Raw genomic sequence first — 20,612 nt, 5'->3', positions numbered from 1 at the left:
AGAAATCTCTTTCGACCCCAAGCGGTTGCAGCCGCAACGTCAAACGTAAGCAGCGCTTCCCTACCAGCCGCTCCGGTGTCCTGGCGCCTGCTCGGCGGCTTTATCGTGTCATGCACCCTCCTCATCCTGCTCTTCCTCGGCACAGCCGAGTATGCCCGCAAGGAAACCGCGAGCGGGGCGCTCGTCGCGGCGGGCGGCGCGGTGCGCATCGCCGCCATGCGCGGAGGGGTCATCACCGAGTTGATGGTGAAGGAAGGCGACCGGGTAGCGGCGGGGCAGCCTCTCTTCACGGTCACGTCGCGGCAGGGCCTCGAGGCCGGCGGCACCCTGGACAGCGCGGTTCTCGCCTCTCTCGACGTCCAGGCCCTGGTGCTCAAGGAACAGATCGCAGCGGACCCGGCCCGCACGGAGAACGAGATCCGCCGCCTCGACACCGCCATCGCCGCCGTCTCGGCGGAGCGGGATGCGCTCGTGAGCCAGCGCAAGCTCATGGCCGAGCGCGTGCAGGTGACGGAGGAGCGGCGCAACACCATCGCGCGGCTGACGGAACAGGGCCACACGACCCGCGCCGCGCTCCAGGAGCAGGACGAGGCGCTCCTTGCCCGCCGCCAGGCCCTGGCCGAACTCGACCGGGAGCTGGCCGCCGCCGAGAAGGAACTGAGCCAGACGCAGCTCCAGCGCGAGCAGCTTCCCGTGCAGCAGGCCGAGCGCCTGTCGCAGCTGCGCCTCAACCTCGCCGACCGGGAGCGCCAGCGGGCCGAGGTGCAGGCCCAGCGGGCGCAGGTCGTCACCGCGCCCATCGGCGGCCGAGTCACGGCGCTTCAGGCCTCGGCCGGCCAGATCGTCGATCCCAACAAGCCTCTCCTGACCCTCCTCCCCGACGGCGCGAGCCTGCTCGCCGAACTCTTCGTGCCGAGCCGGGCCATCGGCTTCGTCGAGCCGGGACAGCCCGTGCGGCTGATGGTCGACGCCTTTCCCTACCAGCGCTTCGGGACCCTGGGCGGGCGGGTGGAAACCGTCTCCCAGGCGGTGCTCTCGCCCGGCGAGGCGATGGGCAGGGCAGCCCTCACCGAGCCCGCCTACCGGGTGATCGTGCGCCTCGACCGGCAGGCCATCGATGCCTTCGGCCGTCAGGTCCCGCTCCAGCCCGACATGACGCTGAAGGCCGATATCGTGCTGGAGGGCCGCTCCCTCGTCGCCTGGCTCTTCGAGCCCCTCATCAGCGTCAGGGGGCGGATGTGACATTCTCGGCCCATCTCGACTTCTTCGGCGGGCCGCGCCTGCCCGCGATCATTCAGTCGGAGGCGGCCGAATGCGGCCTCGCCTGCCTTGCCATGATCGCGACCTATCACGGACGCGAGGTCGACCTCATCGCCATGCGCCGCCTGTTCTCCGTCTCGCTCAAGGGCGTCACCCTGCGGGACGTGCTGATCATGGGCCAGCGCCTCGGCATGACCGGGCGCGGCCTGCGCCTCGAGCCGGAGCAGCTGAAGGAGATCAAGCTCCCCTGCATCCTGCATTGGGACATGAACCACTTCGTGGTTCTCAAGGAAGTCGGCGCCCGGAAGGTGACGATCCACGATCCGGCCATGGGCGCGCGCACCCTGACCTTCGAGGAGGTCGGCCGCCATTTCACCGGCATCGCCCTGGAGCTGACGCCGACGGAATCCTTCGAGCGCAGGAAGGAAACCTCGCGCCTGAGCCTCACCGCCCTCTGGGGCCGGATGCGCGGCATCAAGCGCGCCCTGGCCCAGGCCCTGGCGCTCTCGGCGGTGCTGCAGATCGTGGTCCTGACCGCGCCCTTCTACATGCAGCTCGCCGTGGACGAGGCGGTGATGAAGGGCGACCAGGACCTGCTGACGGCGCTCGCCCTCGGCTTCGGCCTGCTGGTGCTGATCCAGATCGGCGCCGAATGGCTGCGCTCGCACGTGCTGCTCTTCCTCGGCAGCGCCCTCAACTTCCAGATGGGGGCCAACCTCTTCCATCACCTCGTGCGGCTTCCGCTCGCCTGGTTCGAGAAGCGGCATATCGGCGACCTCGTCTCCCGCTTCCGCTCGGCCGAGCCCATCGAGCGCCTCGTCTCCGAAGGGCTCGTGGCGGCCCTGGTGGACGGCGTGATGGCGACGCTGACGCTCGCCATGATCCTGATCTACAGCCCGGCCCTCTCGGGCATCGTGCTCGTGGCGCTCGCGCTCTACGCGCTCCTGCGCTTCGCCCTCTACCGGGCCCTGCGCCAGCGGCAGGAGGAGATGATCGAGGCCGAGGCCAAGGAGCAGACCACCTTCATCGAGACCGCCCGCGCCATCCAGAGCATCAAGATCTTCGGGCGCGAGGCCGACCGGGAGGCCCTGTGGCAGAACCGCTATGCGGAATCGATCAGCCGCGGCATCCGCCAGGGCCGCTTCACCATCGGCTTCAAGACGGCGAACGACCTGATCTACGGGCTGGAGAACGTGCTCATCGTCTATCTCGGTGCCAGGGCGATCATGGCGAACGACATGACCATCGGCATGCTCTACGCCTTCATGGCCTACAAGGAGCAGTTCCTTTCCAAGGCCACCAACCTGATCGAGACCGGCATCCGGTACCGGATGCTCGACCTCCATCTCGACCGCCTCTCCGACATCGCCCTCGCCGAGCGCGAGCAGGACCGGCACGGGGAGAGCCTCGTGGCGCGGCAGATGAACGGCGCGGTCGAGCTGAGGGACGTGAGCTTCCGCTATGCCGATACGGAGCCGGAGGTCCTGTCGGGGGTGAACCTGCGGGTCGAGGCGGGCGAGTTCGTGGCCATTACCGGCCCGTCGGGCGGCGGCAAGACCACTCTGCTCAAGATCATGCTCGGGCTCTTCAGGCCGATGACCGGCAGCGTGCTCATCGACGGGGTGCCCCTCGATCATTTCGGCATCCGGGCCTTCCGCGCCGAGATCGGCGTGGTGATGCAGGACGACCAGCTCCTGTCGGGCAGCATCGCGGAGAACATCTGCTTCTTCGATGCGAGCCTCGACCTCGACTGGATGCGCGCCTGCGCCGCCGTCGCCGGGATCGACGAGGAGATCATGGCCATGCCCATGAACTACAACACCCTCATCGGCGACATGGGCACCACCCTCTCGGGCGGCCAGCGACAGCGGGTGCTCCTCGCCCGGGCGCTCTACCGCCGCCCGCGCATCCTCTTCATGGACGAAGGCACCTCCAGCCTCGATCTCGACAAGGAGCGGGAGGTGAACCGGGCGCTGGCGGAGCTGAAGATCACCCGCATCGTCATCGCCCACCGGCCGGAGACGATCCGCGCGGCGGACAGGATCGTGGTGCTGCGGGAAGGCCGCGTGTCCCCGCCCCTGGACCCGGAATCGCTGGCCTTCGCCGATGCGGCCCGGCCCGGCCCCGGAACGGCGGGAATCGGGCGCTCCTGAAACGAAAAGGGCGCGCCCCTGTCAGGGCGCGCCCGATATCCGGCAGAACTGTCCGCGGACGATCAGGAAGTGGTCGAATACACGATGATCCGACGATCGCACTTGCCGCCGGCAGCCGTGGCGAGTTGCTCGAGGCTGAGCTCGACGACGGCCTTCTTCTCGGTCTTCGCGGTGGCTTTGCTCTTTGCGTTTTTCATGAAGCCCTCCACCCGTTGGGTGTTTGGTTATCCCTGCCCCAAAGGTCAGAGATACAACATAACATTTTTTTAACCATCCCTGTCAACCCATCCTCTCCGCGGCCTTGCCGCGTAAGGATCTGTGGACGATGGACTCGCAGGCCTTTCCCGGATGGGGTATGTACGCCCCATGGACCTGATTGCTTCCACCGACGCGCTCCTTGCCGCCTGCCAACGCCTGAGCCAGCACCCGTTCGTGACCGTCGATACGGAGTTCCTGCGCGAGACGACCTATTATCCGAAGCTCTGCCTCATCCAGATGGCGGGGCCCGACCCTGCGGAAGCCTACCTCATCGACCCGCTCGCCGAGGGGATGAGCCTGGAGCCCTTCATGGCGCTCATGGCGAACCCGGCCGTGACCAAGGTCTTCCACTCGGCCCGGCAGGACCTGGAGATCGTCTGGAACCTGGGCGGCATCGTGCCCTCGCCCCTGTTCGACACCCAGGTGGCCGCCATGGTCTGCGGCTACGGGGACTCGGTCTCCTACGAGCAGCTCGTGAACGACCTCGCCAAGGCGAAGATCGACAAGTCCTCCCGCTTCACCGACTGGTCGCGCCGGCCGCTCACCGACGCCCAGCTCACCTATGCCCTCTCCGACGTCACCCATCTGGTGCAGGTCTACCAGTCGCTGATCGCCCAGCTCGAAAAGAACGGGCGGCTCGAATGGCTCACCGAGGAAATGACGATCCTCACCTCGCCCGAGACCTATCAGGCCGATCCCGACAACGCCTGGCGGCGTCTGGCCGGCCGCCTGCGCAAGCCGCGCGAGATCGCGGTCCTCATGGAAATCGCCGCCTGGCGCGAGCGCGAGGCGCAGGGGCGCGACGTGCCCCGCGGGCGCATCCTCAAGGACGACGCGGTCATCGACATCGCCACCTCCGCCCCCCGCAGCGTCGAGGCTCTCGGACGCCTGCGCTCGATCCCCAACGGCTTCGAGCGCTCCCGCACCGGCGCCGACATCCTGGAGGCCGTGGAGCGGGCGCTCGCGCGCGCCCCCGCCACGATTCCCGTGCCCGAGCGCAGCCGCGGCCGCGGCAATACCGGCTCGACCGTCGATCTCCTGAAGGTCCTGCTGAAGGCGGTCGCCGAGCAGGAGGGGGTCGCCCCGAAGATCATCGCCACGGTGGAGGAACTCGAGGCCATCGCCGAGAGCGACACGGCCGACGTCCCATCCCTCCACGGCTGGCGCCGCAGGCTCTTCGGCGACAAGGCGCTGGCCTTGAAGAACGGCGAGCTCGGGCTGGTGCTGGAACGCGGAAGGGTGAAGCTCAAGCCGATTGCGGCGGCTTAGATCGCCTCCTCCGCCGAGGTCGGGACAGAACGCGTCTCGCGACGGAGCAGCACAGCGAACTTGCTACATCAGCCCCTTCAGCCGCAGCAGCCCCAGGGCCGCGACGGTCGCCGCGTCCTTGATGAGGCCGTCAGAGATCATCGCCAGAGCCTCTTCCACCGGGAAGGCGCGGCTCACCATGTCCTGCTCCGTGCTTTCGCGCTGCGCTTTCCCGGGCCGGAGGCCCCGGGCGAGGTAGATGTGGTAGCCCTGCGTGGAATAGCCGTAGCACTCGTACAAATGTCCCACATGCAGCATGGTCTGCGCCGTGAGCCCCGTCTCCTCGCGCAATTCGGCGCGGGCCAGCTCCAGCGGATCGGTTCCCGGGGCGTCCTCCCACGAGCCCTGCGGCAATTCCCAGTAACGGCCCTGAACCGGATAGCGATACTGCTCCACCAGATGGATCAGGCCGTCGTCGATGGGTGCGATGACGGCGAAATCCGTCTTCTCGACCACGCCGTAGATGCCCTGCGATCCATCCCGCCGTTCGATGGCATCCTCCCGGACCCGCATCCAGCGGTTCTCGTAGACGATGCGCGTTGCTGTGGTTCTGATATCCGGCGCCATGGACCCTCCGACAGGCAGATGACCGGGCAGAGCCCGGCCATCGCTTATACACCGACAGGCCCGATGCGCGGATGAATTACCGTCCGAAGATGCCCTTGAAGAACTGGGCCAGCTTGTTGTGCTTCTTCTTGCGGTCCACGTCGGCCTGGCTCTTCACCCAGGCGATCTGGACCACCCGGCGCTCGCCCGAGAAGGGCAGATGGCCATGCCAGGAATTGTCGGAGCGCAGGAAGGCGAACATGGTGCCCATGGTGGGCGGCACTTCCAGCTTGTAGCGGTCGTAGTTCTTGTCGTCGTAGAGAACGCGCAGTCGCCCGCCCTCATCCTGCTGCCATTCGTCGTTCATGTAGACCAGCATGGTCATGACCTTGGACGGGCCATCCGTGTGGATGGAGCCGTATTTCGGCTGCGAGCGCCGCATGATGGTGGTCAGGCGCGGATACTGGTGCAGGTTCAGGCCGAATTTCTTGGACAGCTCCTCGGTCAGCTCCGGGCCCTCGAGTTCCTCGATGAGCTGCTTGAAGCGGCCATGGAGCTTGACCTCGTCGACCGTGAGGTAGCCGGGCTTGTCGATGTCCGGGAAATCGCGCCGGAGATCGTCGATCGTGTCCGGCTTCAGGAGGCTGGAGGCAAGAAGATAGTCGTAAGGCTCGGATGAGCGCTCCGCATTGCGGACGGCCGCGAGATCGATCAGCTGCATAGTGTCCCCCCTTGAGATGTGGGCATCGTTGCACGCACGGTAGCAAAGCAGATCGGGAAGCAACCTAACACAGGTTAACAAGCGAAGGGATTCAACCTTTAGGCGCAGCTTGCAGCAGCCCCATCAAACGATCTCGATCAGCGACTCCATGTCGAGAAGCTTGCCCAGGGCGCGCAGGCGTCCGGTCAACCGTTCGTTGGCGAGGGGCTCCATGTGCTCGGGCAGCTGCAGCACGATCTGGCTGCCCCTGACGAAGAGCGGAGCCTGGGGCAGGATCCCCTCCATGGCGACCGAGACCGGATAGGCGATGCGCATGAGCGCCGCGAGGAGGCGAGCCCGCTCCAGGAGGCGCGGCCCGGCGAGGGTCTTGATGCGCGAACCGACCTTGTCCGGGGAAAGCCCCTCGTGCCGGAAGAAGATCGACAAGGCGAGATAGGCGCGGCCCGGATGGTCGAGCCCCGCGAAGGCGCCGTAGGCGATGAGGTTCAGGCTCTGCTCGCCCCGGTAATCGGGATGGGCGCGCCAGCCGATATCGGCGAGCAGGCAGGCCGCGCGGCGCAGGCGGGTGTCGTATTCCGTCTCCGGCAGCTGCAGGCTCTGGAAGAAGTCCTCCGTCCACTGGCTGAGCTCTTCCCCGTGGCGCGGGGAGCGGGAGCGCAGGAGGTTGAGGTCGCTCGCCGCCGCGAGGAGCGGATCGCGCCGGCGCGTCTCGGGATCGAGCTTGTCGAAGAGCACGCCCTCGCGCACGCCGAAGGCGGAGATGGCCACCTCCTTCGGCTGCCCGAGCTTGATGATCTCCTCAAGCACCATGGCGCCATAGGCGAGGAGCGGACGGCGGGCCTCCGAAATGCTCTCGATGTCCTTCAGGGTCTTGGAATCGGCCTCCTCCACGAGATGCAGGAAGTCGAGGCCGTCCTCGGGATCGATGATGTAGCTGTGCATCACGTGGAGCGGATAATCCCGCGCCGCCTGATGCAGCCGCGCCAGCGCGCGCCAGGTGCCGCCCACCGCGTAGAAGGTGCGGCCGTGCAGGTTCTCGAGATATTCGGGCGCGCTCTCCAGGGCCTCGCGCACGATCTTCTGAGCCCGCTTCAGCGAGCCGCCGCTGAGATCCTGCAGGGCGAGGCCGCCCAGGGGCATGGTGACGCCCTGCCCCACCCGCGAACCCTGCACGTCCACCAGCTCCAGGCTGCCGCCGCCCATGTCGCCGACGATGCCGTCCGGCGCATGGAAGCCTGCGACAACGCCCAGCGCCGAGGCCCGCGCCTCCTCCGCGCCTGAGAGCAGGCTGATCGGCTGACCGCAGGCCTTCTCGGCCGCCTCCAGGAAGGCGGGGCCGTTGGAAGCGTCGCGCGCGGCGGCGGTGGCGAGAACGAAGATGTCCGACACGTTCATCGTGTCGCAGAGGACGCGGAACCGGGCGAGCGCCCTCAGGGCGCGGTCGACGGCATCGTCGTCGAGGCGGCCCGTGGTGGCCACGTGACGCCCGAGGCCGCAGAGGACCTTCTCGTTGTAGATCGGCGTGACCGCCCGGGAGAGGCCCTCATAGGCCACGAGGCGCACCGAGTTGGAGCCGATATCGATGATGGCGACGGGGCGGCCGATCTTGAGCCGCCCCGGAGCTTCGTAGCTGAGCGCCGGCATGTCAGCGCTGCCCGCGCTTGGGAAGCGCTTTCGGGCTGGAGGTCCTGAGGGACTTGCCGCGGCCCGACAGGCTGGGATTGGTCATGAAGTATTTGTGGGCGTTGAAGGGCTCCTCGCCCTTCCCCGGCACGATGCGCTGGCTCGTGCCGTCGGGCAGGACGGTCCAGCTCTGCTCGTTGTCGAGGAGGTTGGCGAGCATGATCTGGTCGAGCACCTGCTGGTGCACCGTGGTGTTGAGGATCGGCATCAGCGCCTCCACGCGGCGGTCGAGATTGCGCGACATGAGATCTGCGGACGAAATGTAGACATGGGCCTTCGGGTTAGGCAGTCCATGCCCGTTGCCGAAGGCATAGATGCGCGTGTGCTCCAGGAAGCGCCCGACGATGGACTTCACCCGGATGTTCTCCGACAGGCCTTTGATGCCGGGCCGGAGGCAGCAGATGCCGCGCACGACGAGATCGATCTGCACGCCGGCGGCGCTCGCGTCGTAGAGCGCATCGATGATGCCCGCATCGACCAGCGAGTTGCACTTGGCCCAGATCGCCGCGGGCCGCCCCGCCTTGGCGTGGGCGATCTCCTCCTCGATGTGTTGGAGGAGGCGCTTTCTCAGGGTGAGCGGCGAGACCGCCATGCGCTCCAGCTCCGCCGGCTCCGCATAGCCCGTCACGAAGTTGAAGATGCGCGACACGTCCCGCCCGATCACCGGATCGGCGGTGAAATAGGACAGGTCGGTGTAGATGCGCGCGGTGATCGGGTGGTAGTTGCCCGTGCCCACGTGGCAATAGGTGATGAGCTGGCTGCCCTCGCGGCGCACGACCATCGAGAGCTTCGCGTGGGTCTTCAGCTCGATGAAGCCGAACACGACCTGGGCGCCCGCGCACTCCAGGTCGCGCGCCCAGCGGATATTCGCCTCTTCGTCGAAGCGCGCCTTCAGCTCCACGAGCGCGGTGACGGACTTGCCCGCCTCCGCCGCTTCCGCGAGCGCGGCCACGATGGGCGAGTCCGACGATGTGCGGTAGAGCGTCTGCTTGATCGCCACCACGTTCGGATCCCGCGCGGCCTGACGCAGGAACTGCACCACGGCGTCGAAGGATTCGTAAGGGTGATGGACGATGATGTCCTTCTCGCGGATCGCGGCGAAGCAATCGCCGCTATGCTCGCGGATGCGCTCGGGAAAGCGCGGGTTGTAGGGCTTGAACTTGAGGTCCGGCCGCTCCAGCGCCACGAGCTGCGACAGGTCCCGCAGGCCCATCATGCCCTCGACCACGAAGACCTCGTCGGCAGAAACCTCCATCTCCTCGGCCACGAACAGGCGCAGGTCCTCCGGCATCGCCGCCTCGACCTCGAGGCGGATCACGCTGCCGCGGCGGCGCTGCTTGAGCGCCGTCTCGAACAGGCGCACCAGATCCTCGGCCACTTCCTCCACCTCGATATCGCTGTCGCGGATGACCCGGAACGCGCCCTGCCCCTGCACCTCGTAGCCGGGGAACAGGCGGCTTGTGTAGAGCACGATCATCTGTTCCAGGGCGATGAAGCGGGTCGCGCCCGTCTCGGCGAAATCCGGCAGGCGGACGAAGCGCTCGGCCCGCGAAGGAAGGCGGATCAGGGCGTTCAGCACCTTCCCGTCGCTCTGCCGCACGAGCTTGAGGGCGATGGAGGAGCCGAGATTGGGAATGAACGGGAACGGATGCGCGGGATCGATGGCGAGCGGCGTCAGCACCGGGAAGACGTGGTTGAGGAAGTAATCCTCGAGCCAGGTGGCCTCGGCCTTCGTCAGGCCAGCCCCTTCCACGAGGATGATGCCCTCCTCCAGCAGGATGTCCCGCAGCTCGCGCCAGCGCCGCTGCTGGTCGGAGGCGAGGTTCGACACCTCCGTCGCGATCCGGCTCAGCTGCTCGTGCGGGGTCAGGCCGTCCTGCGACACGGTCGCGACGCCAGAGCGGACCTGCCCGCGCAGGCCCGCGACGCGGACCATGAAGAACTCGTCCAGGTTCTCGGCCGAGATCGAGAGGAAGCGCAGCTGCTCCAGGAGCGGATGGTTGCGGTTCGACGCCTCCTCCAGCACCCGGCGGTTGAACTGCAGCCAGGACAGCTCGCGATTGATGAAGCGCTGGGGGAAGCGCCGGAGCACCGCGCCGTCGAGCTCAATATCCGGCGGAGCCTTCGGCATCGGAGCCTCGCTGACGGTCTCCACCTCCTTCAGGGCAATCGCGCTGCGCACTTCGTTCTCCGCCGCTTCCTTCTTCGGCGTCCGTTTTGCTCTGGGCTTCGTGACGGTTTCACGACGGGTCGACGGCAGGGCGTTGGTCTCAGGCTTCACTCGTTCTCATCCGTTTCCTGGGCCGCACCAAGGATTTCCGCCGCGATAGCCCGCGACACGCGCCGCCCCCGGCTCAGGGCCTCCCGGTCGAGGAGCGCCACGACTTCGGAGGCCTTGGCCAGCGACCGTTCGATCCGCAGGGCAATATAGTCGACAACGGAGGTGTCGACCACGAGTTGCCTGTCGACGAAGAGCTTGACCAGCACCGCCTTGAGGAGCGCATCGTCCGGCGCATCCAGCGCCACGCTCGGCGCGAGCCGCAGGCGCGAGAGGAGATCCGGCGTGCGCAATCCCCAGCGGTCGGGCGGGGTCTCGCAGGTGATGAGCAGGGAGGCCTTCTTCTCCCGCGCCAGGTTCAGGAGATGGAACAGGGCCGCCTCGTCCCGCTCGCCCCGGTCCATGTCCTCGATGGCGAGCGCCCCGTTGGAGACGAGATGCGGGACCTTGTCATGGGCGATGCCGGAGGCGTCGATGGTCCAGGCATGGGCGTTCGCCGCCCAGATGGCGGCCAGATGGCTCTTGCCGCTGCCGCGGGGGCCGATGAGCAGAAGGATCGTGTCGGGCCAGTCCGGCCAGCTCTCGATGAGGCCGTAGGCCTGCTCGTTCGACGGGCTGACCAGGAAATCCTCGGCCCCGAAGCGCGGTTCCAGGGACAAATCGAAGGCCAGCTGCTTGGGCGCCTCATGCATCGAGATCGGCCTTCTCGAGATTAGGCTTGATGATCGCCGATTCCGTGCCGCGATAGAGCGGACTTGCCAGATATTGCCTTAAGGCAAAGCGCGCGATGACGCCTATGGCGGCCGCGAGCGGCACCGCGAGCAGCAGCCCGACGAAGCCGAAGAGCGCGCCGAAGGCGACGAGCGCGAACATGAGCCAGACCGGGTGCAGGCCGACGGATTCACCCACGAGCTTCGGCGAGAGGATGTTGCCCTCCACGAACTGGCCGAAGACGAAGATGCCGAGGGTCGCCGCGATCATGGTCCAGTCCGGCCAGAACTGCACGATGGCGACGCCGATCGCCAGGATGAGGCCGGTGAGCGAGCCCACATAGGGAATGAAGCTCAGGAACCCCGCCGTCATGCCGATCAGCGCGCCGAAGTTCAGGCCGATCAGGGCGAGGCTCACCGCGTAGAAGGTGCCGAGGATGAGGCAGACCAGGGCCTGCCCCCGCACGAAACCGGCAATGGCCCGGTCGATGTCCCGCGCGATGGCGCGGATCGTGTCCCGATGGCTCACGGGCATCCAGGAATCGACGGTTCTCACCATCCGGTCCCAGTCGACGAGCATGTAGAAGGCCACGACGGGCGTCACCACCAGCAGGGAGAAGATGCCGATCAGGGCCTGACCGCCGGACCACAGGCCCTGCAGGAAAGCCGTGATCCAGGCGATGCCCTGGCTGATGAGGTTGCCGACGGAGGTCGGCCCCTTGGGCAGCGCGTCCTCGATGCCGAGCTTGCGCACGAGCGGCCCGAGCTGCTCGGCCCCCAGTTCCTGGAGCCGCGCCACGTAGCCAGGCAGCCTTTCTACGAAGGCTCCCACCTGCTGCGCCGCGAAGGGCACGAGGATCATCAGGGACACGATGAAGATCAGGACGAACAGGACGAGGATCAGAAGGCTGGCCCCGAGGCGGCCGACGCCGATCTTCTGCAGCCTGTCGGCCAGGGGATCGAGCAGATAGGCCAGCGCGAACCCCGCCACGAAGGGCAGAAGGATGCCGCGCAGCACGAACAGCAGCGCCACCGTGACGACCAGCGCCGCAATCCAGAACCCGATCTGCCGTTGGACCGTCATCGGTACTCCAATACCCTTGGCGGCTTCAGCTTCCCATGTGCCGCAGCCAGCCCCCGAGATAGGCACCGGCCGAGGCGACGGTCAAGGTCGCCACGAGCAGCATGGCGACATCCTCGAGCCCCGCGAGTTCAGCCCCGAAGGCATTCGCAGCGAGCGCAAAGGCCGCGAAGGCGAGTTGTGCCCCCGTGTTCAGCTTGCTGAGAAGGATCGGCTTGATCTCGACCGGGCGGCTCATGACCCAGGACAGGAGCACCGCCGCCACGATCATCGCGTCCCGGGACACCACGATGATGGCGAGCCAGCTCGGAATGGCCCCCACGATGGCCAGCGACACATAAATCGAGACCAGGAGGGCCTTGTCCGCAATCGGGTCGATATAGGCCCCGAACTCGCTTCTCATGTCGAAATTGCGGGCGATGAAGCCGTCCACCGCGTCGGAGATTCCCGCTACCACGAAGAGCGTGAAGGCCGTCGTCCATTGCTGCTGCATGATCATCACGATCACGATGGGGACGAGGATGAGGCGGCCGATGGTGATGATGTTCGGAATGGTCATCGGCGCTCATGATGGCCGCTCGGGCGGCGGAGTTCAATCGCCCCGTCCACGGGGTGGGGATAAGACGCCTCTTCTCCCCGAACTCCGGGCCTGGGGCGGGCGGCTTGTTCACAGTTACGTTATCGCGGACTATTGTCCTTCCGGCGATCCGCCGCAGCGGATGCCAGCAGGCCTGACAACCGCTTGGGGACGAGGATGGACAAGATCGACGTCAAGAAAGTCCGCAAGGAGCTGTTCCAGGCTCCCATCGGCGCATTCAAGACGATTGAGGTGCCGGCCATGCAGTTCGTCATGATCGACGGACAGGGCGATCCGAACACGGCCCGGGCGTTCAAGGACGCCGTGGAATGGCTCTATTCCGTCAGCTACGGGATGAAGTTCGCGGCCAAGGCCGCCCTCGGCAAGGATTACGTCGTGCCGCCCCTCGAAGGGCTCTGGTGGGCGGACGACCCCGAAAGCTTCGTCGCGCGGCGGAAGGCGGAATGGCGCTGGACAATGATGATCATGGCGCCGGACTTCATCGATCGGGACTTCTTCGAAGCGGCGGTCCGGAAGGCCGCCGGGAAGCTGGGGGCCGCCCCCGCCAGCCTGAGGCTCGAACCCTATGCGGAAGGCCTGTCGCTCCAGACGCTCCACATCGGCAGTTACGACGACGAGGGGCCGATCCTGGCGAAGCTCTACCACGAGGTCATGCCCGCCCAGGGCCTCACCCGCAACGGCCATCACCACGAGATCTACCTCAGCGATGCGCGCAGGACCGAGCCTGCCAAGCTCAGAACCCTCCTCCGCCAGCCGGTCAGGCCTGCATCGTGACCAGCCACGCCCGCCCGCTCCCGTTCCGGTTTCAGAAGGGAGCGGACGAGTGACGGCGATGTTTCAAATCCTCTCCCGATCCTGCAAATCCCCTTGCCTTGCGCCCCCTCCCGCCTTACTGCCCGGGGCAACACGGGGTGAGCCATGACGACGGATAAGTCCGAGAAGCAGACGAGCGGCCTGACCTATGCCCAAGCGGGCGTCGATATCGACGCGGGCAACGCCATGGTCGACCAGATCAAGCCCCTGGTGCGGTCCACCCGCCGCCCCGGTGCGGATGCGGAGATCGGCGGGTTCGGCGGCCTCTTCGACCTCAAGGCCGCGGGCTTCAAGGACCCGATCCTGGTGGCCGCCAATGACGGCGTCGGCACCAAGGTGAAGATCGCCATCGACACGGGCATTCACGACACCATCGGCATCGACCTCGTGGCCATGTGCGTGAACGACATCATCGTGCAGGGCGCCGAGCCCCTGTTCTTTCTCGACTATTTCGCGACCGGCAAGCTCTCCCCGGAGGTCGGCGTTCACATCGTCAAGGGCATCGCCGAGGGCTGCCTGCAGGCAGGCTGCGCGCTGATCGGCGGCGAGACGGCCGAGATGCCGGGGCTCTACGCCCGGGGCGATTACGACCTCGCGGGCTTCGCCGTGGGCGCGGCCGAGCGCGGAACCCTGCTGCCGAAGGACGTGAAGGTGGGCGACGTGCTCATTGGCCTGCCCTCCTCGGGCGTCCATTCCAACGGCTTCTCGCTGGTCCGCCGGATCGTCGAGCGTTCCGGGCTCGCCTGGGATGCGCCCGCGCCCTTCGCCTCGGGCAAGACGCTTGCGCAGGCCCTTCTGGAGCCGACGCGGATCTACGTGAAGGCCCTGCTCCAGGTGCTGAAGGGCGGCGACGGCGTGAACGCGCTCTGCCACATCACCGGCGGCGGCTTCCCCGACAACATTCCCCGCATCCTGCCCGAAGGCGTCGGCGTGCGCCTCGACCTCGACGCCATCGCCGTCCCGCCCGTCTTCGGCTGGCTCAGCCGGACCGGCGGCGTGGCCGAGGCGGAGATGCTGCGCACCTTCAACTGCGGCATCGGCATGATCGTGGTGGCGAGCGCGGCGCAGGCGGATGCGGTCATGGAGCGGTTGCGCCAAGCGGGCGAAAGCCCCGTGCGCATCGGCGAGACCGTCGCCCATGCGGGCGGCGAGCGCGTCAGGACCTCGGGGGCCCTGACGCTCTGATGCCCCGCCGCCGCGTCGCCATCCTCATTTCGGGCCGCGGCTCGAACATGGCCTCGCTGATCGAGGCCGCGCGCAGCCCGGATTTCCCGGCCGAGATCGCCCTCGTCCTCTCCAACAGGCCCGACGCGGCGGGGTTGGAGCGGGCGAAGGAGGCGGGGATCGCGACCCTTTGCATCGACCACAAGGCGCATCCGACCCGCGAAGACTTCGAGAAGGCGATGGACGACGCGCTTAAGGAGCACGACATCGCCTTCATCTGCCTTGCAGGTTTCATGCGGGTGCTGACGGACTGGTTCGTGGAGCGCTGGGCCGGGCGCATGATCAACATCCACCCGTCCCTCCTGCCCCTGTTCCGGGGCACCCACACCCATCGCCGGGCGCTGGAGGAAGGCGTGCTGGTGCATGGCTGCACCGTGCATTTCGTGGTGCCGGAGCTCGATGCCGGCCCCATCATCGCCCAGGCCACCGTGCCGGTCGTGCCGGGCGATACGGAGGACACCCTCGCGGCGCGCGTGATCGTGCAGGAGCATATGCTTTATCCGCAGGCCCTGCGGATGGTCTGCGACGGAACGGCCCGGCTGGAGAACGGAAAGGTCGCGTTCTCGCGCGGGTGGGATGCCGGTGGCGCGCTGCGCTCGCCGGGGTAAACCTCATAGCGTCATCCCGGACGCCGGAGGCGACCCGGGATGACGCTTCTGTCGTCGCCTCAGATCTGCGGCCGCGGGAGCTTGCAGGAATCGAGGGCGGAAAGCGCCTTCTCGCGGGCGGTCTCGTTGAACACGCCGGTATCGCGATAGGCCTGCACCTCATCGGCGGTGAGTGCGCGCATGGTGCGGCCCGCATAGCAATCGCAGGCGCGGCCGAGCGAGGCTTCGCTGACATTCTGGAGCTTGGCCTGCGTGATGGCGCAGGCTTGGCCTACACGCGCGCGCAGCTCGGCGACGCTTTCGGTCTTCAGGGCCGGGTCGGGCTGGTATTGGGTCGGCGTGTTGGAGGCGGCGGCAAAAGCGGCCGTGGCGCCGAGGGTCATGGACGCTGCCACCAGCAGCGAACGGACGATCGAAGTCATTGAGTGCTCCCCAGGGATGAAATCACGTTCAGGCTTAAGAATAGGCTTGGCCGTTCAGGTTCAAGGGTGAGCTGCAAACAGGCTTAAGACTTAGCCAACGACCGCCTCGGAGCGGTGATGCTTGCGCGCCGTCGGAAGCTCCAGGGCCGGGTCGAGATCGGCCTTTTCCAGCGCCACACGGTTGTCGTGGAAGGCCGCGCCGCCATAGGGGGCCACCTGATCGCCGCCGGTGAGCGTGTTGATGCCGCGCCCGAAGGGATGGGCCGCGTTGGGCCAGATGCCTTCCGCGATGAGCACGCCGCGCCGCACGCCGTCGAAGAGTTTTGCGCGCAGGAACACCTCGCCGCGCCGGTTGCTGAGCTTCACCCAATCGCCGTCCGCGATGCCCTGAGGCTCGGCATCGAGGGGATGGATCATCACCTCGGGCCGCCGCTCCTTGTCGAGGGAGCTGGGCGTCTCGGTGAAGCTGGAATTGAGGAAGTTGCGGGCCGGGCTGGTGGCGAGGCGGAACGGATGTTCTTCCGTGGCCGTCTCGATCACGTCCCAGTGGTCGGGCAAGGACGGCATGCTGGCCCAGGGGCCCATGGGGCCGTTGTTGGAGGACGGCACCTTGGTCCAGTCCGGCTTGAAGCGGAACTTGCCGTCCGGATAGCCGAAGCCGTTGAGGAAATGCGCCTCCTCGAAAGGCGGCTGCGCATCCACATGAACCTGGGCCTCCAGGTCTTCGAGGGTGCCCCGCCCGGAATTCCTCAAGGTCCAGTCGATCAGTTCGCGCGGCTCCATGTCGAAGCCGGGATGCGCGGCCCCGAGGCGCCTTGCCAGCCCGCGGATCACCTCGTGGTTCGAGCGGCATTCCCCCGGCGGGTCGATGAGCCTGGGGCCGAGCTGGAAATGCGGATGCCCGCCGGCCGAATAGAGATCGTCGTGCTCCATGAACATGGTCGCGGGCAGCACGATGTCGGCCATGAGGGCCGTCTCGGTCATGAACTGCTCGTGGACGCAGACGAAGAGATCCTCGCGCAGGAAGCCCCGCTTCACCAGCTCCTGCTCCGGCGCGACGGAAACGGGATTGGTGTTCTGGATCAGCATCGCCTTGACCGGAGGCCCGTTGTAGAGCGCCTGCGCATCGCCGGTGAGGACGCGGCCGATCTGCGACTGGTCGAGAAGGCGGATCGCAGGGTCGATGGCGTCATGGCCTTCGATCATGGCCTTGTTCCAGCGATAGATGCCGCTGTTCGAATGGAGCGCGCCCCCGCCCTCGTAGCGCCAGGCCCCCGTCACGGCGGGAATGGACAGGGCGGCATGCATGTTGACCACGCCGTTGCGCTGGCGTCCGAAGCCGAAGCCGAGGCGGAAATAGGTGCGCTTGGTCGTGCCCACGAGCCTGGCGAAGGCTTCGATCTCCTCGACCGGAAGGCCCGTGATGGCGGAGGCCCAGGCCGGGTCGCGGCTCTTCAGATGCGCTTCCAGCTCGCGGGGATGGTCGGTGTAGCGCTCCAGGTACTCCCAATCCGCGTAGCCGTCGCGGAAGAGCAAGTGCATCACCGCGCAGGCGAGCGCCCCATCGGTGCCGGGGCGCAGGAGCAGCGCCATGTCGGCCTGCTTCATGGTGGCGTTGTCGTAGATGTCGATGGCGACGATCTTGGCCCCGCGCTCCTTGCGGGCCTTCATCGCATGGGTCATCACGTTGACCTGGGTGTGAACCGCATTGGTGCCCCAGATCACGATGCAGTCGGAAACCGCCATCTCGCGGGGGTCCGCACCCCGCAAATGGCCGGTCCCGGCCACGTAGCCCGTCCAGCTCATGGCAGTGCAGATGGTCGAATACTGGCCGGAATACTTCTTCACGTGGCGCAGGCGGTTGATACCGTCGCGCATCACGTAGCCCATGGTGCCCGCGTAGTAATAGGGCCAGACGGCCTCGGAGCCGAAGTCCCGCTCCGCCTCCAGGAACTTTCGGGCCACGATGTCCAGGGCCTCGTCCCAGGAGATACGCTCGAACGCTCCCGATCCCTTCGGGCCGGTGCGCCGCAGGGGATGGAGCAGCCGGTCCGGGTTGTGGATGCGCTCCGCGTAGCGCGCCATCTTCGCGCAGATCACGCCCGCCGTGTAGCTGTTGCTCTTCGCCCCGTGCACGCGCCCGATGCTGCGCCCGTCGATCACCTCCACGTCGAGGGAACAGACGGAGGGACAATCGTGCGGGCAGACGGACGAGCGGCGCTCGATGCGGGGGGCTTGGTTCATGGCGGGCGCATGATGGGGGAAAGGGTACAAAATGAAAAGGCCGCCCGGAGGGCGGCCTGAACATGAGGGCTATGCCTGAGGAGCTTAGCCGACGATCTCGTTGCCCGAGAAGAACTGGGCGATCTCGATCTTGGCGTTGTCCTGGCTGTCGGAGCCGTGGACCGAGTTCTCGCCGATGGACTTGGCGTAGAGCTTGCGGATCGTGCCCTCGGCGGCGCTCTCCGGGTTCGTCGCGCCCATGATCTCGCGGTAGCGGAGGACGGCGTTCTCGCCTTCCAGAACCTGGACCACGACCGGGCCGGAAATCATGAAGTCCACGAGCTCGCCGAAGAAAGGGCGCTCCTTGTGGACGGCGTAGAAGGTCTCGGCCTCGCGGCGGCTCATGAGAATGCGCTTCTGCGCGACGATGCGCAGGCCGGCCTTCTCGATGACGGCATTGATGGCGCCGGTCAGGTTACGCTCGGTCGCGTCGGGCTTGATGATGGAGAAAGTGCGCTCGATGGCCATGACAACTCGCTTTGACTGGATATGGGAAAGAGTGAAGTGCGGCGCTTATAACGACGAGCCCCTTGGGCCTCAAGCGCCTTTTGCCCCGGCCCGCTTGGAAAGCTTAACGGCCTCCCCTAATCTCTCCCCCGATCGGTCCGTTGAAGACCGACATAGAGGGAGACCACCATGAAGCAAGCCATCCTCGCCGCCTTCGGCCTGACCCTGCTCGCGCTTCCGGCCCAGGCTCAGCCCGCCGACCCGAGCGGCACCTATCTCAGCGAAAGCCGGGAAACCCAGGTCCGCATCGCCAAATGCGGGGCCGCCTATTGCGGAACCATCATTTCCGTCCAGGGCGAGGCCAAGGACGTGAACAACCCCGATCCCAAGCTGAAGGAGCGCAACCTGGTCGGCGTCCAGATGATCTCCGACATCCGCCCCGCGGGAGAAGGCTTCAGCGGCCAGCTCTACAACTACAAGGACGGAAAGACCTACAACGGCAAGATGAGCTTCGAGGGCAAGGCGATGAAGCTCTCCGGCTGCGTCTTCGGCGGCCTCATCTGCCGTTCCCAGACCTGGACGAAGATGAACTGAGGGAGAAAGAGGGGCTCTCCTCTAGCTCCAGAGCGAGACACCCTCCTTCGCCAGGACGTGGGCAACTGAAGGGCGTGCCTCGATGCGGCGCGCCCATTGCGTCCAATTCGGGTAGCGCGAAGAGGCATCGAGGCCGATCCGGTTAGCCCAGCGGAAGAACACGAGAAGGTAGGGATCGGCGAAAGTGTAAGTCTCACCTACCGCGAAGGACCTCTTTGCCAAATGGGTCTCTATCTCTTGGTTCAAGGCATCAATACGCGCCGTGGCGGCCTCGGAAATCGCCTTGCCCGCCGCCTCATCGGTCGTGAAGCGCTTCGGTCGCCACAGGCAGGCATAGGCGACATGGAGGGTATTGGTGAGCCAAGCGGCCAACTCCATGACCCGCGCCTCGGCGAGTGAACCGACCGCCGGAGCTAGCCCAACCTCGGGATAACGCCGCGCGAGGTGGACGAGAATGGCAACCACTTCCGTTAACCGTTCCCCTCCAAGGTCGAGAAGGGGGACGTAACCGCGGGGGTTAAGACTGAGATACTCAGGCGTCTGGGTTTCCCCCTTGGAGACCAGAACCGAGCAGGTCTCGTAATCCACGCCGGTCTCTTCGAGAGCGATGTGAGCCGCCATCGAGCAGGCGCCCGGCGAATAATACAATTTAAGCATGGGAAAGCCCCCTTCCCGATCTCTTGTCGCACAAGGAAATGCCCGCGCACCGGGCACTCAATGACGAGCGATACATTATCGCGCCTTCTGGCCGAAGAGGATGGCCTGAACGGCAGGGTCCTTCATGTCGTAGGAGCCCCGGTTCTCGGAGTTGACCGCGATCCCGCGCTGGACCGCCGGGCGGGCGAGGACCGTTTCCAGCCAGCGCTTGACGTTGGGAAAGTCGTCGATGGCCTGGCCCTGGCGCTCCCAGAGCTTCGCCCAGGGGGCGATGGCCATGTCGGCGATGGAATACTCGCCCGCGACGAATTCCCGGTCGCCCAGGCGCTTGTCGAGGACGCCATAGAGCCGGTTGGTCTCGTTGGTGTAGCGCTCGATGGCATAAGCCACCTTTTCCGGGGCGTAGATGCGGAAATGGTGGGCCTGGCCCAGCATGGGGCCGAAGCCGCCCATCTGCCAGAACAGCCATTGGTCGACCTCGACGCGCCGGCGTTCGTCCTGCGGGTAGAACCGGCCCGTCTTGCGGCCGAGATATTGCAGGATCGCGCCGGACTCGAACACGGAGATCGGTTCGCCGCCCGGCCCGTCGGAATCGACGATGGCCGGCATCTTGTTGTTGGGGGAAATGCTGAGGAACTCCGGCTTGAACTGGTCGCCCTTGCCGATGTTCACCGGGTGGACCGTGTAAGGCAGCCCGCATTCCTCGAGCATGATGGTGATCTTCCATCCGTTCGGGGTCGGCCAGTAATAGAGATCGATCGGATGCTGCGCGGAAGCCGCCATGGAAAGCTTCTCCTTGGGTGACGACACGGGTCCTTTGCGGGACTTAAGGTATTAAATTGTAACTGACACCCTCGCCCGCAATGAAATTCAGTGGAAAGCGCGCATGGCGGACCCGGAGGCCTTGCATGCTTCATTGTTTCACTTCAGTAATTTAGCAGCAACTGTGAAGCCTGCCCCGATGGGTG

At 66.4% G+C, this 20,612-nt stretch carries 20 protein-coding genes; 7 read left to right on the top strand and 13 right to left on the bottom strand.

Going from position 1 to position 20,612, the window contains the following annotated elements; genetic code table 11:
* Nucleotides 1-75: 75 nt before the first annotated feature.
* A complete protein-coding gene (locus tag L879_RS22410; protein ID WP_051435456.1) occupies nt 76-1,242 on the top strand; it encodes a beta-barrel domain-containing protein in 1,167 nt (388 codons plus the stop codon).
* Nucleotides 1,239-3,413: a peptidase domain-containing ABC transporter gene (locus tag L879_RS22405; RefSeq protein WP_051435455.1), complete on the top strand. Its 2,175-nt coding sequence runs from the start codon at nt 1,239-1,241 to the stop codon at nt 3,411-3,413. The genes L879_RS22410 and L879_RS22405 overlap by 4 nt, the downstream gene beginning before the upstream one ends.
* A 62-nt stretch (nt 3,414-3,475) precedes the next feature.
* Here the strand turns inward: L879_RS22405 and L879_RS24535 are convergent, their stop codons facing one another.
* The gene (locus tag L879_RS24535) at nt 3,476-3,610 is read right to left on the bottom strand and encodes a hypothetical protein (protein ID WP_275944447.1); all 135 of its coding nucleotides are present in this window, start codon (nt 3,608-3,610) and stop codon (nt 3,476-3,478) included.
* A 169-nt stretch (nt 3,611-3,779) separates the two neighbouring features.
* Here L879_RS24535 and rnd point away from each other — a divergent pair, with 169 nt between their 5' ends.
* Nucleotides 3,780-4,940: a ribonuclease D gene (gene rnd / locus L879_RS0119440; protein WP_027317555.1), complete on the top strand. Its 1,161-nt coding sequence runs from the start codon at nt 3,780-3,782 to the stop codon at nt 4,938-4,940.
* 63 nt (nt 4,941-5,003) lie between these two features.
* Here the strand turns inward: rnd and L879_RS0119435 are convergent, their stop codons facing one another.
* The 7 genes from L879_RS0119435 to L879_RS0119405 form a co-directional block, all read right to left on the bottom strand.
* Entirely contained in the window at nt 5,004-5,546 is a 543-nt protein-coding gene (locus L879_RS0119435) for an NUDIX domain-containing protein (protein ID WP_027317554.1), read from the bottom strand.
* A 76-nt stretch (nt 5,547-5,622) separates the two neighbouring features.
* On the bottom strand, nt 5,623-6,246 hold the full coding sequence (locus L879_RS0119430) for a 2OG-Fe(II) oxygenase (protein ID WP_027317553.1): 624 nt from the start codon (nt 6,244-6,246) through the stop codon (nt 5,623-5,625).
* Between the two features lie 123 nt (nt 6,247-6,369).
* Nucleotides 6,370-7,890: an exopolyphosphatase gene (gene ppx, locus L879_RS0119425; protein WP_027317552.1), complete on the bottom strand. Its 1,521-nt coding sequence runs from the start codon at nt 7,888-7,890 to the stop codon at nt 6,370-6,372.
* Between the two features lies 1 nt (nt 7,891).
* Nucleotides 7,892-10,060 (bottom strand): RNA degradosome polyphosphate kinase, encoded by a 2,169-nt coding sequence (locus L879_RS0119420; protein WP_245265279.1) that lies wholly within the window; start codon nt 10,058-10,060, stop codon nt 7,892-7,894.
* Nucleotides 10,061-10,206: 146 nt separating this feature from the next.
* A complete protein-coding gene (locus L879_RS0119415) occupies nt 10,207-10,899 on the bottom strand; it encodes a P-loop NTPase family protein (RefSeq protein WP_027317550.1) in 693 nt (230 codons plus the stop codon).
* Complete coding sequence (locus L879_RS0119410; RefSeq protein ID WP_027317549.1) at nt 10,892-12,001, bottom strand: AI-2E family transporter; 1,110 nt, start codon at nt 11,999-12,001, stop codon at nt 10,892-10,894. The genes L879_RS0119415 and L879_RS0119410 overlap by 8 nt, the downstream gene beginning before the upstream one ends.
* Nucleotides 12,002-12,026: 25 nt before the next feature.
* Entirely contained in the window at nt 12,027-12,557 is a 531-nt protein-coding gene (locus tag L879_RS0119405) for a CDP-alcohol phosphatidyltransferase family protein (RefSeq protein WP_027317548.1), read from the bottom strand.
* Between the two features lie 195 nt (nt 12,558-12,752).
* Here L879_RS0119405 and L879_RS0119400 point away from each other — a divergent pair, with 195 nt between their 5' ends.
* From L879_RS0119400 to purN, 3 genes are all read left to right on the top strand, one after another.
* A complete protein-coding gene (locus tag L879_RS0119400) occupies nt 12,753-13,370 on the top strand; it encodes a GyrI-like domain-containing protein (RefSeq protein WP_027317547.1) in 618 nt (205 codons plus the stop codon).
* Between the two features lie 144 nt (nt 13,371-13,514).
* The gene (gene purM, locus L879_RS0119395) at nt 13,515-14,594 is read left to right on the top strand and encodes a phosphoribosylformylglycinamidine cyclo-ligase (RefSeq protein WP_027317546.1); all 1,080 of its coding nucleotides are present in this window, start codon (nt 13,515-13,517) and stop codon (nt 14,592-14,594) included.
* Nucleotides 14,594-15,241, top strand: a complete 648-nt coding sequence (gene purN, locus L879_RS0119390; protein ID WP_027317545.1) for a phosphoribosylglycinamide formyltransferase — start codon at nt 14,594-14,596, stop codon at nt 15,239-15,241. The genes purM and purN overlap by 1 nt, the downstream gene beginning before the upstream one ends.
* A 59-nt stretch (nt 15,242-15,300) precedes the next feature.
* Here purN and L879_RS0119385 read toward each other — a convergent pair whose 3' ends face one another.
* The 3 genes from L879_RS0119385 to ndk all read right to left on the bottom strand — a co-directional run bounded on the left by L879_RS0119385 (nt 15,301) and on the right by ndk (nt 18,414).
* Nucleotides 15,301-15,663 carry a hypothetical protein gene (locus L879_RS0119385; RefSeq protein WP_027317544.1) on the bottom strand — a complete coding sequence of 121 codons (363 nt, stop codon included), beginning with the start codon at nt 15,661-15,663 and terminating at the stop codon, nt 15,301-15,303.
* Nucleotides 15,664-15,753: 90 nt separating this feature from the next.
* Nucleotides 15,754-17,907 (bottom strand): molybdopterin-containing oxidoreductase family protein, encoded by a 2,154-nt coding sequence (locus L879_RS0119380; RefSeq protein ID WP_027317543.1) that lies wholly within the window; start codon nt 17,905-17,907, stop codon nt 15,754-15,756.
* 84 nt (nt 17,908-17,991) lie between these two features.
* Nucleotides 17,992-18,414, bottom strand: coding sequence for a nucleoside-diphosphate kinase (ndk, locus tag L879_RS0119375; RefSeq protein WP_027317542.1), 423 nt, complete (start codon nt 18,412-18,414; stop codon nt 17,992-17,994).
* Between the two features lie 168 nt (nt 18,415-18,582).
* On the opposite strand from ndk, the gene L879_RS0119370 reads away from it, so the two are divergent.
* Nucleotides 18,583-18,987: a DUF2147 domain-containing protein gene (locus L879_RS0119370; RefSeq protein WP_027317541.1), complete on the top strand. Its 405-nt coding sequence runs from the start codon at nt 18,583-18,585 to the stop codon at nt 18,985-18,987.
* Between the two features lie 21 nt (nt 18,988-19,008).
* Here L879_RS0119370 and L879_RS0119365 read toward each other — a convergent pair whose 3' ends face one another.
* Together L879_RS0119365 and L879_RS0119360 are read right to left on the bottom strand one after the other, a co-directional pair.
* The gene (locus L879_RS0119365; protein ID WP_027317540.1) at nt 19,009-19,644 is read right to left on the bottom strand and encodes a glutathione S-transferase family protein; all 636 of its coding nucleotides are present in this window, start codon (nt 19,642-19,644) and stop codon (nt 19,009-19,011) included.
* A gap of 75 nt (nt 19,645-19,719) precedes the next feature.
* A complete protein-coding gene (locus L879_RS0119360; RefSeq protein WP_027317539.1) occupies nt 19,720-20,427 on the bottom strand; it encodes a glutathione S-transferase N-terminal domain-containing protein in 708 nt (235 codons plus the stop codon).
* Between the last annotated feature and the right edge of the window lie 185 nt (nt 20,428-20,612).

It is taken from the genome of Microvirga flocculans ATCC BAA-817 (genome assembly GCF_000518665.1).
In the GTDB taxonomy this organism is placed as follows: domain Bacteria; phylum Pseudomonadota; class Alphaproteobacteria; order Rhizobiales; family Beijerinckiaceae; genus Microvirga; species Microvirga flocculans.
Note: the sequence above shows the minus strand (reverse complement) of the source record. Positions and strands in the feature narration are given on the sequence as shown.